Annotated in this window: 18 protein-coding genes; 6 read left to right on the top strand and 12 right to left on the bottom strand. The window is 61.8% G+C overall.

All coding sequences use genetic code 11. The features are described 5' to 3' along the window. The gene (locus tag ABIE62_RS02380) at positions 1-726 is read left to right on the top strand and encodes a class I SAM-dependent methyltransferase (RefSeq protein WP_354323229.1); all 726 of its coding nucleotides are present in this window, start codon (positions 1-3) and stop codon (positions 724-726) included. Here ABIE62_RS02380 and ABIE62_RS02375 read toward each other — a convergent pair. From ABIE62_RS02375 to rpmF, 5 genes are all read right to left on the bottom strand, one after another. Then, the gene (locus ABIE62_RS02375) at positions 723-1,154 is read right to left on the bottom strand and encodes a MerR family transcriptional regulator (RefSeq protein WP_354323227.1); all 432 of its coding nucleotides are present in this window, start codon (positions 1,152-1,154) and stop codon (positions 723-725) included. The two genes, ABIE62_RS02380 and ABIE62_RS02375, sit on opposite strands and share 4 nt — an antisense overlap. 19 nt (positions 1,155-1,173) lie before the next feature. Then, positions 1,174-1,473 carry an integration host factor subunit alpha gene (locus ABIE62_RS02370; RefSeq protein WP_354323226.1) on the bottom strand — a complete coding sequence of 100 codons (300 nt, stop codon included), beginning with the start codon at positions 1,471-1,473 and terminating at the stop codon, positions 1,174-1,176. A gap of 138 nt (positions 1,474-1,611) precedes the next feature. Next, positions 1,612-2,586 carry a beta-ketoacyl-ACP synthase III gene (locus tag ABIE62_RS02365; RefSeq protein WP_354323224.1) on the bottom strand — a complete coding sequence of 325 codons (975 nt, stop codon included), beginning with the start codon at positions 2,584-2,586 and terminating at the stop codon, positions 1,612-1,614. Beyond that, positions 2,583-3,674 carry a phosphate acyltransferase PlsX gene (plsX, locus tag ABIE62_RS02360; protein ID WP_354323222.1) on the bottom strand — a complete coding sequence of 364 codons (1,092 nt, stop codon included), beginning with the start codon at positions 3,672-3,674 and terminating at the stop codon, positions 2,583-2,585. Before plsX ends, ABIE62_RS02365 begins: the two co-directional genes overlap by 4 nt. Positions 3,675-3,712: 38 nt before the next feature. Continuing rightward, positions 3,713-3,889 (bottom strand): 50S ribosomal protein L32, encoded by a 177-nt coding sequence (rpmF, locus tag ABIE62_RS02355; RefSeq protein WP_354323220.1) that lies wholly within the window; start codon positions 3,887-3,889, stop codon positions 3,713-3,715. A 227-nt stretch (positions 3,890-4,116) separates the two neighbouring features. On the opposite strand from rpmF, the gene ABIE62_RS02350 reads away from it, so the two are divergent. After that, on the top strand, positions 4,117-4,512 hold the full coding sequence (locus ABIE62_RS02350; protein WP_354323218.1) for an MAPEG family protein: 396 nt from the start codon (positions 4,117-4,119) through the stop codon (positions 4,510-4,512). A gap of 98 nt (positions 4,513-4,610) precedes the next feature. On the opposite strand, the gene ABIE62_RS02345 is transcribed toward ABIE62_RS02350, so the two are convergent. After that, positions 4,611-5,252, bottom strand: coding sequence for an MBL fold metallo-hydrolase (locus ABIE62_RS02345; RefSeq protein WP_354323584.1), 642 nt, complete (start codon positions 5,250-5,252; stop codon positions 4,611-4,613). Between the two features lie 135 nt (positions 5,253-5,387). Between ABIE62_RS02345 and ABIE62_RS02340 the strand changes: the two genes are divergently transcribed. After that, a complete protein-coding gene (locus ABIE62_RS02340) occupies positions 5,388-5,963 on the top strand; it encodes a hypothetical protein (RefSeq protein ID WP_354323216.1) in 576 nt (191 codons plus the stop codon). A gap of 12 nt (positions 5,964-5,975) precedes the next feature. Here ABIE62_RS02340 and ABIE62_RS02335 read toward each other — a convergent pair whose 3' ends face one another. After that, the gene (locus tag ABIE62_RS02335; RefSeq protein ID WP_354323215.1) at positions 5,976-6,656 is read right to left on the bottom strand and encodes a S24 family peptidase; all 681 of its coding nucleotides are present in this window, start codon (positions 6,654-6,656) and stop codon (positions 5,976-5,978) included. Positions 6,657-6,778: 122 nt separating this feature from the next. On the opposite strand from ABIE62_RS02335, the gene ABIE62_RS02330 reads away from it, so the two are divergent. The 3 genes from ABIE62_RS02330 to ABIE62_RS02320 all read left to right on the top strand — a co-directional run bounded on the left by ABIE62_RS02330 (position 6,779) and on the right by ABIE62_RS02320 (position 8,172). After that, positions 6,779-6,982 carry a hypothetical protein gene (locus tag ABIE62_RS02330; RefSeq protein WP_354323214.1) on the top strand — a complete coding sequence of 68 codons (204 nt, stop codon included), beginning with the start codon at positions 6,779-6,781 and terminating at the stop codon, positions 6,980-6,982. Beyond that, entirely contained in the window at positions 6,979-7,404 is a 426-nt protein-coding gene (locus ABIE62_RS02325; protein ID WP_354323213.1) for a hypothetical protein, read from the top strand. The genes ABIE62_RS02330 and ABIE62_RS02325 overlap by 4 nt, the downstream gene beginning before the upstream one ends. Positions 7,405-7,470: 66 nt before the next feature. Beyond that, entirely contained in the window at positions 7,471-8,172 is a 702-nt protein-coding gene (locus ABIE62_RS02320) for a TonB-dependent receptor (RefSeq protein WP_354323212.1), read from the top strand. Positions 8,173-8,197: 25 nt separating this feature from the next. Here the strand turns inward: ABIE62_RS02320 and ABIE62_RS02315 are convergent, their stop codons facing one another. The 5 genes from ABIE62_RS02315 to ABIE62_RS02295 all read right to left on the bottom strand — a co-directional run bounded on the left by ABIE62_RS02315 (position 8,198) and on the right by ABIE62_RS02295 (position 12,078). Beyond that, the gene (locus ABIE62_RS02315) at positions 8,198-9,136 is read right to left on the bottom strand and encodes a D-2-hydroxyacid dehydrogenase (protein WP_354323210.1); all 939 of its coding nucleotides are present in this window, start codon (positions 9,134-9,136) and stop codon (positions 8,198-8,200) included. A gap of 112 nt (positions 9,137-9,248) precedes the next feature. Beyond that, positions 9,249-10,727, bottom strand: coding sequence for a cysteine--tRNA ligase (gene cysS / locus ABIE62_RS02310; RefSeq protein WP_354323208.1), 1,479 nt, complete (start codon positions 10,725-10,727; stop codon positions 9,249-9,251). Between the two features lie 108 nt (positions 10,728-10,835). Beyond that, entirely contained in the window at positions 10,836-11,498 is a 663-nt protein-coding gene (locus tag ABIE62_RS02305; protein WP_354323206.1) for a nitroreductase, read from the bottom strand. 11 nt (positions 11,499-11,509) lie between these two features. Then, positions 11,510-11,794 (bottom strand): type II toxin-antitoxin system RelE/ParE family toxin, encoded by a 285-nt coding sequence (locus ABIE62_RS02300; protein ID WP_354323204.1) that lies wholly within the window; start codon positions 11,792-11,794, stop codon positions 11,510-11,512. Then, positions 11,791-12,078 (bottom strand): ribbon-helix-helix domain-containing protein, encoded by a 288-nt coding sequence (locus ABIE62_RS02295; RefSeq protein ID WP_354323202.1) that lies wholly within the window; start codon positions 12,076-12,078, stop codon positions 11,791-11,793. The genes ABIE62_RS02300 and ABIE62_RS02295 overlap by 4 nt, the downstream gene beginning before the upstream one ends. Positions 12,079-12,135 lie beyond the last annotated feature (57 nt).

Below are 12,135 nucleotides of genomic sequence, written 5' to 3'. Positions count from 1 at the left end.
ATGACCAAGCCAAATATTTACGACCCTGCCTATGTCCGCGATGTCTTTGACCGCTGCTCTGGAAAATACATTGCCTTTAGCACGGCGTGTTCGTTCGGCTTCACCGAGCGCTGGCGGCGACAGTGTGCGGAAATGCTTGAGAAGCTACCACCGGGCGCAAAGGGCTACGACTTCATGGCCGGTACAGGGGAGGTGTGGCCCCATCTCTTGAGCACCAATCCAACCATTGGCGAGATAATCGCTGTCGACATATCGCCGGGGATGCATCTGCGCGCCATGGATCGCCTGCACGCAATGCGCGCTCACAAAATCACCTTTGTCGAAGACGATGTGCTCGCCAGCGACCTGCCGAGCGAAAGCGCCGATTTCGTCATCTCGACCTTCGGTCTCAAGACGTTCGATTCAGCGCAGCATGAACGCCTTGCGCAATTGACTGCCCACGTACTCAAACCCGGCGGCAGCTTCGCTTTCATTGAGGCGTCCGATCCCAGGGGCTGGATCCTGCGTCCACTTTATCTTTTTCATCTGAAAACGGTTTTGCCCACAGTCGAACGCCTCCTTCTTCGCGGAGCACAAGACTTTGCAATGATCGCCACCTATTCGACCAACTTTGGCAATGCTGAAGAGTTTTCGCAAATGCTTGGAAATGCAGGTCTTGCGACCAATTATCGCCGCTTCTTTTTTGGCTGCGCGTCGGGGGTGTGCGGCACCAAGCCCGGCGGCTAAGCCTCCAGCGCGGTCGCCAGCTTTGCGCGGATCGTTTTGAGCGCGGCGATGGTTTCGGCCATGTCGGGGCCGTCGCTTACCATCAGCCGCACACCGGGGGTCTCAACCGTTTCGGCGGCAACCCGGCGATCTCCGCTACGACGATCCTGACCGCGCCGGTCGAGCGCGGATTTGGCAGCGCCGCGCAGCACCGCCTCGGCACCTTTCAAGGTGTAGCCTTCGTGGTTCACCAGCCGGTCGATGGTTTCCACCATCGCCACGTCGGCGGCCCGGTAATAGCGCCGCCCGCCGCTGCGTTTCAACGGTTTGAGCAACGGGAATTGCGCTTCCCAATAGCGCAGCACGTGCGGTTTGATGCCCAGTGCATCGCTGACTTCACCGATGGTGCGGAGCGCGCCATCATCCTTGCCGTCATCGAATCCGGTCATCAAACCTCACCCTGATTGCTCACCCCTTGGTAATCTGTTCCTTGAGCAGCTGGCTCGCGCGGAACGTCATCACCCGGCGCGGGGTGATCGGCACTTCAACGCCCGTCTTGGGATTGCGGCCGATACGTTCGTTCTTGTCGCGCAGCACAAAGCTGCCGAAACCCGAAATCTTGACGTTTTCACCCTTGGCCAAGGCATCGCTCATCTTGGTGAGGATGGCTTCTACCAATTCAAGCGATTCTGCCCGGCTGAACCCCATCTTGCGGTTGATGGTTTCTGCCAGATCAGCGCGGGTCAACGTGCCTACCGAACGCATCATGCGATTTCTCCCTAGCGGTGCGACCCCGTTAAAGACCGATATCTTACAAATATTCGGCGGTTTCGCAATGCGATGCCGAACCGAATGTTGAGTTTTCAGCAATTGTGTCAGCGAACGGGACACTTACCCGCGTCCCAATCACATGCGGATCAGGCTGGCACCCCAGGTAAAGCCGCCGCCCATCGCTTCGAGCATGACGAGATCGCCGGGCTTGATCCGCCCATCGCGCCGCGCTGTATCGAGCGCCAGCGGCACCGATGCGGCCGAGGTATTGGCGTGGCGATCCACGGTCACCACCACCTTGTCCGGCGAAATGCCAAGCTTCCTTGCGGTGGCATCAAGGATCCGGGCATTGGCCTGATGCGGCACGACCCAATCGATTTCGTCCGATGAAATGCCTGTTTCTTCAAGCACTTCTTTAAGAACGCTGGAAAGGTTGACGACCGCGTGGCGGAACACCTCAGGCCCGCGCATCCGCACATGGCCGACGGTCTGCGTGGTCGAAGGCCCGCCATCGACATACAGCAGATCATGGCACGCCCCGTCGGCATGGAGCCGGGTGCCAAGGATGCCGGGCGCATCACTGCCGCCCGCATCCGCGTCCGGCGCTTCGAGCACGACCGCGCCTGCCCCGTCGCCAAACAGCACGCAGGTGGTACGGTCTTCCCAATCGAGAATGCGGCTGAAGGTTTCCGCGCCGATCACCAACGCGCGCTTGGCCATCCCGGTGCGCAACAGCGAATCGGCGGTCGCCAGCGCGTAAAGAAAGCCCGAACACACCGCCGCGACATCGAACGCAATCCCGCCGCGGCATCCCAATGCAGCCTGCACCTTGGTTGCGGTGGCGGGGAAAGTATTGTCGGGCGTTGCCGTGGCCAGCACTATCAGCCCGATTGAGGAGGCATCCACCCCCGCATCGGCCAGCGCAGCGCGCGCGGCAGCGGTCGCCAGCGTCGCGGTGGTCTCATCAGGTTCGGCGATATGGCGTTGACGGATTCCGGTGCGTTCGACGATCCATTCGTCCGAGGTATCAACCCGCTCGGCCAGTTCGGCATTGGTCACAATCCGGCGCGGCAGTGCCGATCCCGTGCCTATAATACGCGAACCGTTCACGCGTCCGGCTCGCTGGTTTTGGCGGCACTGGAACGCCCATTGCGGCTGAGTGCGCCTTCGCCCAAGGCTGCAAGATCATGCGCGATCCGTTCGGTCAGCTTGTTTTCAAGCAGCCGCGCCGTCACTGCGACCGCATGGGCCACACCATTGGCATTGGCGCTGCCGTGGCTTTTCACCACCACGCCGTTGAGGCCAAGGAACACCGCGCCGTTGTGATTATTGGGATCAAGGTGATGCTTCAGCAATTCGGTTGCCGGACGCGAAACCAGGAACCCGATCTTCGACCGCAGCGAGGAGGTAAACGCCTGCCTCAACAGGTCGGTCACGAACCGCGCCGAACCTTCGATCGCTTTCAATGCGATATTGCCGGAAAAGCCATCGGTCACCACCACATGGGTTTCACCGCGGTTGATCTTGTCGCTTTCGACAAAGCCATCGAACACCAGCGCCAGTCCACCATCTTCGCGGGCGCAGGCGGCGACCAGCATCGCGGCGGCATCGCGCAGTTCTTCGGTGCCCTTGATTTCTTCGGTGCCGATATTGAGCAGGCGGACGACCGGCTTTTCAAAGCCGTTGACGATCCGCGAATAGGCCGCGCCCATCACCGCATATTGCACCAGATTGCGCGCATCGGCTTCGGTATTGGCGCCCAGATCGAGCATCACCACATCATGCGCCTGCAAGGTCGGCATGATCGCGGCGAGCGCGGGGCGATCAATCCCCGGCATGGTGCGCAGCGCAATCTTGCTCATCGCCATCAGCGCGCCGGTATTGCCCGCGCTGACCGCAGCGCCAGCATCGCCGGTTTTCACGGCGTTGACGGCGAGGCCCATCGAAGTGGTCTTGGCCCGGCGGATCGCGCGGCTCGGCAGTTCGTCTCCGCCCACCACGTCTTCGCAATGGAGGATTTCCGAAGCGCCGCGCATATTGGGATGGTCGGCGAGCGCCGCTTCGATGCGCTTGCCATCACCCACCAGCAGGAAGTTGAAACCTTCATGCTTGCGGCGGGCGAGCGCGGCGCCTTCGACCATCACGCGCACGCCTACATCGCCGCCCATCGCGTCAACAGCGATACGCGGGAGGCTCATTGCGCTTCCTTCCGGTCTATGGTGAGGGCCACCGGCAATCAGCCGACAGCAACAACCTGACGTCCGTTGTAATGGCCGCAGTGTCCGCAGATATTGTGCGGGCGCTTCAATTCACCGCAGTTGGAGCATTCACCGAAGGCTTCAACCGGCAGCGAATCGTGCGAACGGCGATTGCCACGACGATGCGGGGATACTTTTCTTTTGGGGACAGCCATGGCGGCACCAATTCCTCAACTAAATGCGTTTGATCGCGCCACCGGGCGCCGTGATTCTCGAAAGGTCGCCTCTACGGCAAGGGAAGCGAGCGCACAAGCCGCAGCAAATGCGTGCATTCCTTGGCCAGCAGCGGCGGGAAGGGGCGCGCTATAGCTGAAAATTCGCACGTTGCAACCCGCCCTGCGCGCGCCTAGCACGCTCGGCACAATAACGAGGGGATCTTACCATGACCGTGCTTCCAGTCACACTCGCCGCCGCCGCGGCCGCCGCTGTGCTCAATATCTGGCTGTCGATCCGCATCGGCGCACTGCGCACCGCGCTCGGCATCAGCGTGGGCGACGGCGGCAGCGAGCCGCTGCAACGCCGGATGCGCGCGCAGTTGAACTATGTCGAAAACACTGCGTTTGTGCTGGTGTTGATCGCGGCAATCGAACTGGCGGGCGCAGGCAGCTGGTGGCTGGCTTACGTTGCGGCGGCATACTTTATCGGCCGGGTGGCGCACGGGTTCGGGATGGACGGCGGCAACGCCAAGGTCGGCCGGATGATCGGCACGCTCACCACGATGCTGACCCAGCTGGGGCTGGCGGTGGTCGCGGCGCTGGTGGCAGCGGGGGTGATGTAACACCCCGTCATTGCGAGCCGCAGGCGAAGCAATCCAGAGCAGTTCGCGTTACGCTCTGGATTGCCGTGGCGCCTTCGGCACCTCGCAATGACGATCATTCAGGACAAGGCGTAGTCGCTCACAAACGCGTTCGTCTTGCGCTCGCGGCCAAAGGTGCTGGTCGGGCCGTGGCCGGGAATGAACATCACGTCTTCGCCGAGCGGCCAGAGCCGCTGGGTGATCGAAACAATTAGATCCTGATGATTGCCGCGCGGGAAGTCCGTCCGCCCGATGCTGCCCTGGAACAAGACATCGCCGACAATCGCGAAGCGGCTGGGCGCGTGGTAGAACACCACGTGGCCGGGGGTGTGGCCGGGGCAGTGGATCACGTCGAGAGTCAGTTCGCCCACCGTCACCGTGTCGCCCTGCTGGAGCCAGCGGGCCGGTTCAAAGCTTTTGGCGACCATCCCCCAGCGCGCACCGTCATCATCCAATTGCTCGATCCAGAAACGGTCATCGGGGTGGGGGCCTTCGATGGGGAGGCCCAACTCCTCGGCCAGCATCCCCGCCTGCCCGCAATGGTCGAGATGCCCGTGGGTAACGAGCAGTTTTTCGAGCGTCACGCCAGCCTTGGCGACGGCTTCCTTGAGCTTGTCGAGATCGCCGCCGGGATCAACCAGCGCGCCGCGCATGGTCTTGGTGCACCAGATCAGCGAGCAATTCTGCTGGAGCGGCGTTACCGGAATAATCGCGGCGCGCATGGGTAGGCTTTGGGGGGGCAGCGGCTTGGCGGTGTCGATCATGCGCGCAAGATAGTCTTCGCAGCCGGACTGGCAAGTCACGCGATTTTAACCCGTGTCGTGCAATCTTCTGTCCGAATTACAGGAGTCTGAACCATGTTTGGCAGGAAATCGACGAGCGAACCGGGATCCTCACCACTGCGCGATTCGCTCGATTTCACGAACGCCGACGACATGGCATGGGTGAAACAGAGGGGCGACCCTCTCATCTGGCACGTGGTGGCCCTCTCGATGGTCATCTTCGGCGTCGAGAATGAAGACTTTATGGCCTGGCTTGTGGAGCAGGAGCGCATGGACCGCGTGACGGCGCTCGCAATCTTCATGGCGCAGTCCAACGGGAAAAATCGCCTCACGGGAGGGGTGTTGCCTCCTGAAGATATGCCTGAGCCCTATCGCAGCAGACAGCGCGGCATCAATCGTATCATTGACCGACTTTGCGAACTGGACAAGCAAAGGACATGGCCGGAGCACGGCATCGGATTGGAGCCGGGCTGGGAAGAGGAACGCCCTAAGCTGCTAGCAGAGTTGGGCCACGATCCCCGCTTTCCGCGAAACATGTTCGCCCGGCCGATCCCACCACAGACCGCGAAAATGCCCTACCACGATATTGGTGAGGCTGAACTCGTGTCCGAGGGCTACATGCGCAAGCATATGCCCTATCTCCTGGACTGACAGGCGCAGGCATCACACCCGCCCCCCCTTCCACACAACCCGCCCGATAATCACCACCTCGTCCGCCGCCACCTCGACCGGCGGGTAGGCGAGGTTCTGCGATAGCAGCGCCACCCGTCCCGCGCCCGTGCTCGCCACGCGCTTGACCATCAGCGTTTCGCCCAGCCGCACCACATGGATGCCGTCGCGGAATGGGCGCGGCGCGCAATCGACGAGAATCTCATCGCCATTATTGAGCAACGGCTCCATCGAATCCCCCTCCACCGTGATCGCGGATAGCTGCGCGCGTTCGAGCCCGTGTTCGGCCAGCCAGCGGCGTGAGAAGCGGAAGGTGTCGAACGCGGCTTCGCTTCCCGGTACCCGGCCCGGCCCCGCCGCCGCGCCCAGATCAAGCCGGGGCACATCCACCCACGCGCCCGATTCGCGCGGCTTGAGTGGCGCGATATAGGAATTATCCTTAACATCGCGCAATTCCTCCTCCCCCACGCCGAAGAACTGCGCGAGTGTGGCGCGGTCCTGTTCTTCCAGCTTGCGCGGCGAACCTTTGCGAATGAATTGCTGGAGATAGGACGGATTACGCCCCAGCATTTCGGACAGCGCAGCAAGGCTCACCCCGCGCGCCTGCGCCAGTTCCAGCAGCCGGGCGCGCGGGCCAGCGGGGCTCTCACCATGGTTTTGATCGGCTTTTTTCATGGAAACATCCTACACGAAGGATTTTTCCTAGACAAGTAGGATTTCAGCTGGAACATTTAAGGAACATTGAGCGATTCGCCCAATGCCCGCCCAACGCCAAGCATTCAACAGGGACGCAAACCATGCTGCTTCGGACCATCGAAACCTTCCTGCGGACACACGCCATGCCCGCCACCAAATTCGGGCGGCTCGCCGCCCATGACCCGCGCTTTGTGCTCGACCTTCGGATGGGGCGCATCGCGCGTCCCGATACCGAATTGCGCACCCGCGCATGGATGCAGGGCTATGCTGACCGGGTCGCCGATCAGATGAAGGAGGCCGCATGATGCTGACCGAATCTTTACGCGATCCCTTCGCCCACATCTTTGCCGATTTCGGTGATATCGAGGTCAAATCCGCACCCGCCCCTGAACCCGCCCCCGCCTTGCGCGCCCGCCGCACCACCGCAGACCGCGTGCGCAGCGCGCTGATGGCGCTGACCGACGGCGCGGGCACGCTGATCTCGCATGAGGAAAAGGCCTGGGCCTCGATCACCTTTTCCGGCACGCGCCACGAAGTGGTGCTGGAGTTCTGCGGGGCCGAGGCCGTGGCCCACGGCGAAGAACTGATCGAGCGCCTGCCCGATCACGAATTCACGATCCCCGGACAGTTGGTGGCCGATGCCACGATCACCAGCGTCGACCACCGCTTCGGCGCAATGGAGCGGTTGGAGGTGACGGCGGTGTTGCTGCTGCTGGAGGACGGGTGAGCGCGGACTGCTTGACCATGATCTCCGCTTGCCGGATAAACCGACGAAACCAAAAGGAGATTTGCGATGCGTCGGCTGATTTTCGCTATGCTCGCCACGGCAATTGCGGCACCGCTAGCAGCGCAGGATCTCCATCAGCAGGAAATCGTCGTTACCGCATCACGCGTTGATCAGGATGATTACTCCGACTTTCGGCCCGCCGTCGGCCTCCGACGCAAGGCCGATTTCCTCGTCCAGCAGGTCACCATTCGCGGCGACTCTCGCGATCCTGATCGACGTGAAAAGGAAATCCGCTCCATGCTGGCCAACGCAATCCGGGCGGCTGACAAGCAAGGCGTGGAACTGGCCACAGGCGACTACATTCTCACACGGTTGACGCCAGAGAATGCCGACGAACTGGAACTGATCAACGACCGCAGACCGGACAGCGAACGGATCGACTTTCTGGTCAAAGCCCCGCTCGGGACACGCGGGGTGGCGCAGGCGCAGGCGGCGATAAAGGCATTTGTCGAAGGTGTTCCGGAGGTTGGCCGAGCTCAGATGGATGTACTTGAAGACCCCACCCTCTCTATCGTCGGACCGGACAGCTACCGATCGCAGATCGTTGCGCTGGTGGCAGATGATGCAAAACGGCAGGCCGAAGTGCTTGGCGATGGCTATGGCGTGGAACTGACCGGGCTCAATATGCCGGTGCAATGGGCGCAGTCTGGACCGGGCGAGGTACTCCTGTTCATCCCCTATGAACTGAGGATCATCCCGAAACGCTGACTTGAGCAGCAGATATGTCCCAGTTTCAATAACCCAGCCGCGGGTCGAACACCGGGGCGACCGGCTCTCCGCGCAGATATTTGCCGAGGTTATCCAGGAAACGGTCGCCGGAGCGGATAAACATCTTGTCCTGCGCCCGGCCTGACAGGTGCATGGTGATATGCGCATTGTCGAGCGCCCATAGCGGGTGATCGGCAGGCAGCGGTTCGGGCGTGGTCACGTCGAGGAAGGCGCCCCCGATCGCCTTGGCGGACAGCGCATCCACCAGCGCGGGTTGATCGATCACAGATCCGCGCGCGATGTTGACGATCACCGCGTCCGATTTCATCGCCGCCAGTTCGCCTGCGCCGATCATGCCTTCGGTTTCGGGCGTGGCGGGCACGGCAAGGATGATCCAGTCAAACTCGCCAAGCCGCGCGCGCCATTCGTCGGGGCGCAAGGTGCCATCCCCGCCCGACCGGCGCACCACGCTGACATCGACACCAAACGCGGCGAGGCGCGGCTCGATCAGCTTGCCGATCGCGCCGTAGCCGAGCAGCAACGCCTTCGATCCCGCCAATTCGCGCTTGCCGGGGCTGTCGAGCAGCCATTCGCGCCGTTCCTGCGCTCGCACCACGTCGCGGTAGCCCTTGGCGATATTGAGCATCCCCATCACCACATATTCGGCGATGGTGATGGCATTGATCCCGGCCCCGTTGGTGACGGTGATCCCGCGCTCGATCAGCACGTCCAACGGCAGGAAATCGAGGCCTGCGTAGATCGAATTGAGCCATTTGAGCTTTTTCGCCGCGCGCAGGGTTTGCGCCATCGCGGCCTGATCGTTCATGTCGAACCAGCCGATTTCCGCATCGGCAACGGCGTCCATCGCCTGTTCGGGGGTCATGAACCAGCGCACGTCGAGCCCTTCGGGGAGGCGGCTTTCGAGCATCGGGCGGATCAGGCCGGAGATGGCTAGGATGGTCATTGGTCTTTTTCCCCTATCGTCGCCCCGGACTTGATCCGGGGTCCCGCTTTTTTTCTAACGCGGTTGAAGGCAGCGGGACCCCGGCTCGGGGGCCGGGGTGACGGAATGGGGTTCACAGCCTCCACTCCCACCCGAGCGGGTCGCCGTCCATCACTTCGACGCCAGCCGCGCCAAGTTCATCGCGGATCGCGTCGGAGCGGGCGAAGTCCTTGGTGGCGCGCGCCTCTTTGCGGCGGGCGAGCGCGGTTTCGATTTCGGCCTCGGTGATGGTCGCCGCCTTGGGGCGGATGCGCAGGTCGGCGCGGGTGAGGTCGAACAAGCCAAGGCCGAGAACCATATCCATCCGGCTTACCGCCGACATGATAGAATTGCTGTCCCCCTTTAGCCCGAGACATTCATCGATCACGGTCAAAGCGTCCGCCGTGTTCAGATCATTGGCCACGGCGGCATCGAAACGTTCGATCAGGGCGACAGTGTCGCTGTTGCGCTCCCACGCATCGCCATAGACCGGGCCGCCTTGTTCATCGTGCTTTGCCTGCCACTTGGCCAGCGCCATCACCATCCGCTTCAGCCGCGTCAGCGCCGCGCCCAACCCTTCCCAGCTGAACTCCAGCTCGCTGCGGTAATGCGCCTGCAGGCACATCATGCGGTAGGCCAGCGGGTGGTAGCCTTTGTCCACCAGCAATTGCAGCCGCAGGAACTCGCCTGACGACTTCGACATCTTGCCCCCCCCTGAATCCTTCCGGCGTTCGACCAGAAAGTTGTTGTGCATCCAGATTTTGGCGCCCGAATTCTTCGGGTCGTCTAGGCCATTGGTGCAGCAATGCGCCTGATTCTGCGCGATTTCATTGGGGTGGTGGATTTCGCGGTGGTCGATCCCGCCGGTGTGGATATCGAAGGGGAAGCCGAGCACTTCGCCGCTCATCACCGAACATTCAAGATGCCAGCCCGGCGCGCCCCGGCCCCACGGGCTGTCCCATTCCATCTGCCGCGTCTCTCCGGGCGGAGTCTTGCGCCAGATCGCAAAGTCAGCCGCGTTGCGCTTGCCCTCGACGCTTTCGATCCGGCCCTCTCCGTCTTCGGTCACGGCGCGGGCCAAGCGTCCGTAATCGGCCACGGTGGACACATCGAAATAGAGCCCGCTGTCGAGCTCGTAGCAATGCTTGTCCGCGATGCCTCGCGCAAATTCGATCATCTGCACGACGTAATCGGTCGCGACCGTCCACTGCGCGGGTTGGCGGATGTTGAGCGCCTTCACGTCCGCCCAATAGGCCTGCTTGTAATGTTCGGCGATGTCCCAGATCGACTGCGCCTTTTCCGCAGCCATCTTCTCCATCTTGTCCTCGCCCGCGTCGGCATCGTCGGTAAGGTGGCCCACGTCCGTGATGTTGATGACGTGGGTGAGTGTATACCCCTTCCAGCTCAGCGTCCGCCCCAGCACATCGGCGAACACATAGGCGCGCATATTGCCGATATGCGGGTAGTTATAGACCGTCGGCCCACAGGTGTAGACGCGCGCCTCGCCCGGGTGGACGGGGGTGAAGGGTTCGAGCTTGCGGGTGAGCGAGTTGAACAGTTTGAGGTCGGTCATATGGGCGGCCTTTGCCCTATTCCGTCATCCCAGCGCAAGCTGGGATCTCAGGCGGCGAGGTCATTGTGTGCGGCCCTAGACCCCAGCTTTCGCTGGGGTGACGGCGGCTCACGCAAACCCGATGAACTTCACTTGGCTTTCCAGCGGCACCCGCTCACGCTCGAAATTGTTGAGCGGCGCATCGGGATCGCGGTAGCCGATCGCCATGCCGCAGAATAACATATAGCGTTCGTGATCGAGGCCGAGGAACTCGCGGATCACATTGGCATAGAGCGCCATATATTCCTGAAAGCAGCTATCCAGCCCCTCCTCGCGCAGCAGCAGCGCGATGGTTTGCAGCCACATGCCGGTGTCCGACCATTGCGGTTCTTTCATCAGGCGCGGGAAATAGACGAACATGACCGCAGGCGCATCAAAGCTGGTGGCATTGCGCATCATCGCATTCATCCGCCCCTCACCATCGTCGCGGGCAATGCCCATCGCGCCGAACATCTCACGCGAAACCGCGTTGAGGCGCTGCTTGTAGGCATCTTCGGTGCCGGGCGCGGTCCAATCATATTCGGCGGCTTGCGGCGCGGAGGCGGTGAGTTTGGCCTGCAAATCCTTGAGCGGCTGGCCGGTCACGATGCTGGCTTCCCACGGCTGATAATTGCACCCCGATGCGGCCCAGCGGGCCTTGTCCATCACGCGGGTGATGGTGGCCAGATCAACCGGCTTATCGAGGAAAGTGCGGATTGATCGGCGGGTGGTAACGGCTTCGGTAACGTTCATTGTAATCCCATTCAAAGCAAGTTCGGAATATCTCTCGCACCGTGGAAGACACGCACTATGTCGACATGATCATCGGCGACGCGGAATACGATGATGTATGGTCGATGCAAGGCTGAGCGCAAATCGGGGTGCCACTCCTCCCGCGCCGGAAATGATAGTGGGCGATCTGCCGCGAGGCGGAATTTCGCTGTCATTTCATCGATAAATGACAAGGCCCGCGTAGGATTATCTTGGGCGATGTGCTGACCGATACCTACGAGGTCGCGCTGCGCCTCGTCAGAAACGCGGTATTTCATGCCGCTTCGTCGTGGGTCTGTTCCTGCACCAGCTTGCCGACATAATCGCGCAGTTCATTCATCACGGTCTCACCGTCGCGGAAGGGGCCAGCCAGCCCCTTTTGAATCTCGGAACGAAAGGTGGAAAGCGCCGCTTCACGCCGTTCTTCCTTGTCGACCCACGCCCGCACGGCCTCACGCACGATTTCGCTGGAGGTGGCGTAGGAGCCCTCCTCCACCGCCGCGCGCAGTTTGGCTGCCATTTCGGCGGGCATGGTGACGGTGATGCGTTCGAGTTTGCTCATGCGTATGCAGATATCATACTTTGTGTGATTGGGGCAAGGAAGCTGCGGTGTTACGAG

Source organism: Porphyrobacter sp. MBR-155 (assembly GCF_040547625.1).
Lineage (GTDB): Bacteria > Pseudomonadota > Alphaproteobacteria > Sphingomonadales > Sphingomonadaceae > Erythrobacter.
The sequence above is the reverse complement of the archived record's forward strand: the minus strand, read 5'-3'. Positions and strand labels throughout refer to the sequence as shown.

What these genes read in the sequence shown, in the direction of transcription:
- ABIE62_RS02350 (WP_354323218.1), top strand. Translation starts at nt 4,117, where the DNA reads ATGACCGTGCTTCCAGTCACACTCGCCGCCGCCGCGGCCGCCGCTGTG.
- ABIE62_RS02320 (WP_354323212.1), top strand. Translation starts at nt 7,471, where the DNA reads ATGCGTCGGCTGATTTTCGCTATGCTCGCCACGGCAATTGCGGCACCG.
- plsX (WP_354323222.1), bottom strand. Translation starts at nt 3,674, where the DNA reads ATGAGCCTCCCGCGTATCGCTGTTGACGCGATGGGCGGCGATGTAGGC.
- ABIE62_RS02340 (WP_354323216.1), top strand. Translation starts at nt 5,388, where the DNA reads ATGTTTGGCAGGAAATCGACGAGCGAACCGGGATCCTCACCACTGCGC.
- ABIE62_RS02370 (WP_354323226.1), bottom strand. Translation starts at nt 1,473, where the DNA reads ATGATGCGTTCGGTAGGCACGTTGACCCGCGCTGATCTGGCAGAAACC.
- ABIE62_RS02325 (WP_354323213.1), top strand. Translation starts at nt 6,979, where the DNA reads ATGATGCTGACCGAATCTTTACGCGATCCCTTCGCCCACATCTTTGCC.
- ABIE62_RS02330 (WP_354323214.1), top strand. Translation starts at nt 6,779, where the DNA reads ATGCTGCTTCGGACCATCGAAACCTTCCTGCGGACACACGCCATGCCC.
- ABIE62_RS02305 (WP_354323206.1), bottom strand. Translation starts at nt 11,498, where the DNA reads ATGAACGTTACCGAAGCCGTTACCACCCGCCGATCAATCCGCACTTTC.
- ABIE62_RS02335 (WP_354323215.1), bottom strand. Translation starts at nt 6,656, where the DNA reads ATGAAAAAAGCCGATCAAAACCATGGTGAGAGCCCCGCTGGCCCGCGC.
- rpmF (WP_354323220.1), bottom strand. Translation starts at nt 3,889, where the DNA reads ATGGCTGTCCCCAAAAGAAAAGTATCCCCGCATCGTCGTGGCAATCGC.
- ABIE62_RS02345 (WP_354323584.1), bottom strand. Translation starts at nt 5,252, where the DNA reads ATGCGCGCCGCGATTATTCCGGTAACGCCGCTCCAGCAGAATTGCTCG.
- ABIE62_RS02315 (WP_354323210.1), bottom strand. Translation starts at nt 9,136, where the DNA reads ATGACCATCCTAGCCATCTCCGGCCTGATCCGCCCGATGCTCGAAAGC.
- ABIE62_RS02300 (WP_354323204.1), bottom strand. Translation starts at nt 11,794, where the DNA reads ATGAAATACCGCGTTTCTGACGAGGCGCAGCGCGACCTCGTAGGTATC.
- ABIE62_RS02295 (WP_354323202.1), bottom strand. Translation starts at nt 12,078, where the DNA reads ATGAGCAAACTCGAACGCATCACCGTCACCATGCCCGCCGAAATGGCA.
- cysS (WP_354323208.1), bottom strand. Translation starts at nt 10,727, where the DNA reads ATGACCGACCTCAAACTGTTCAACTCGCTCACCCGCAAGCTCGAACCC.
- ABIE62_RS02375 (WP_354323227.1), bottom strand. Translation starts at nt 1,154, where the DNA reads ATGACCGGATTCGATGACGGCAAGGATGATGGCGCGCTCCGCACCATC.
- ABIE62_RS02380 (WP_354323229.1), top strand. Translation starts at nt 1, where the DNA reads ATGACCAAGCCAAATATTTACGACCCTGCCTATGTCCGCGATGTCTTT.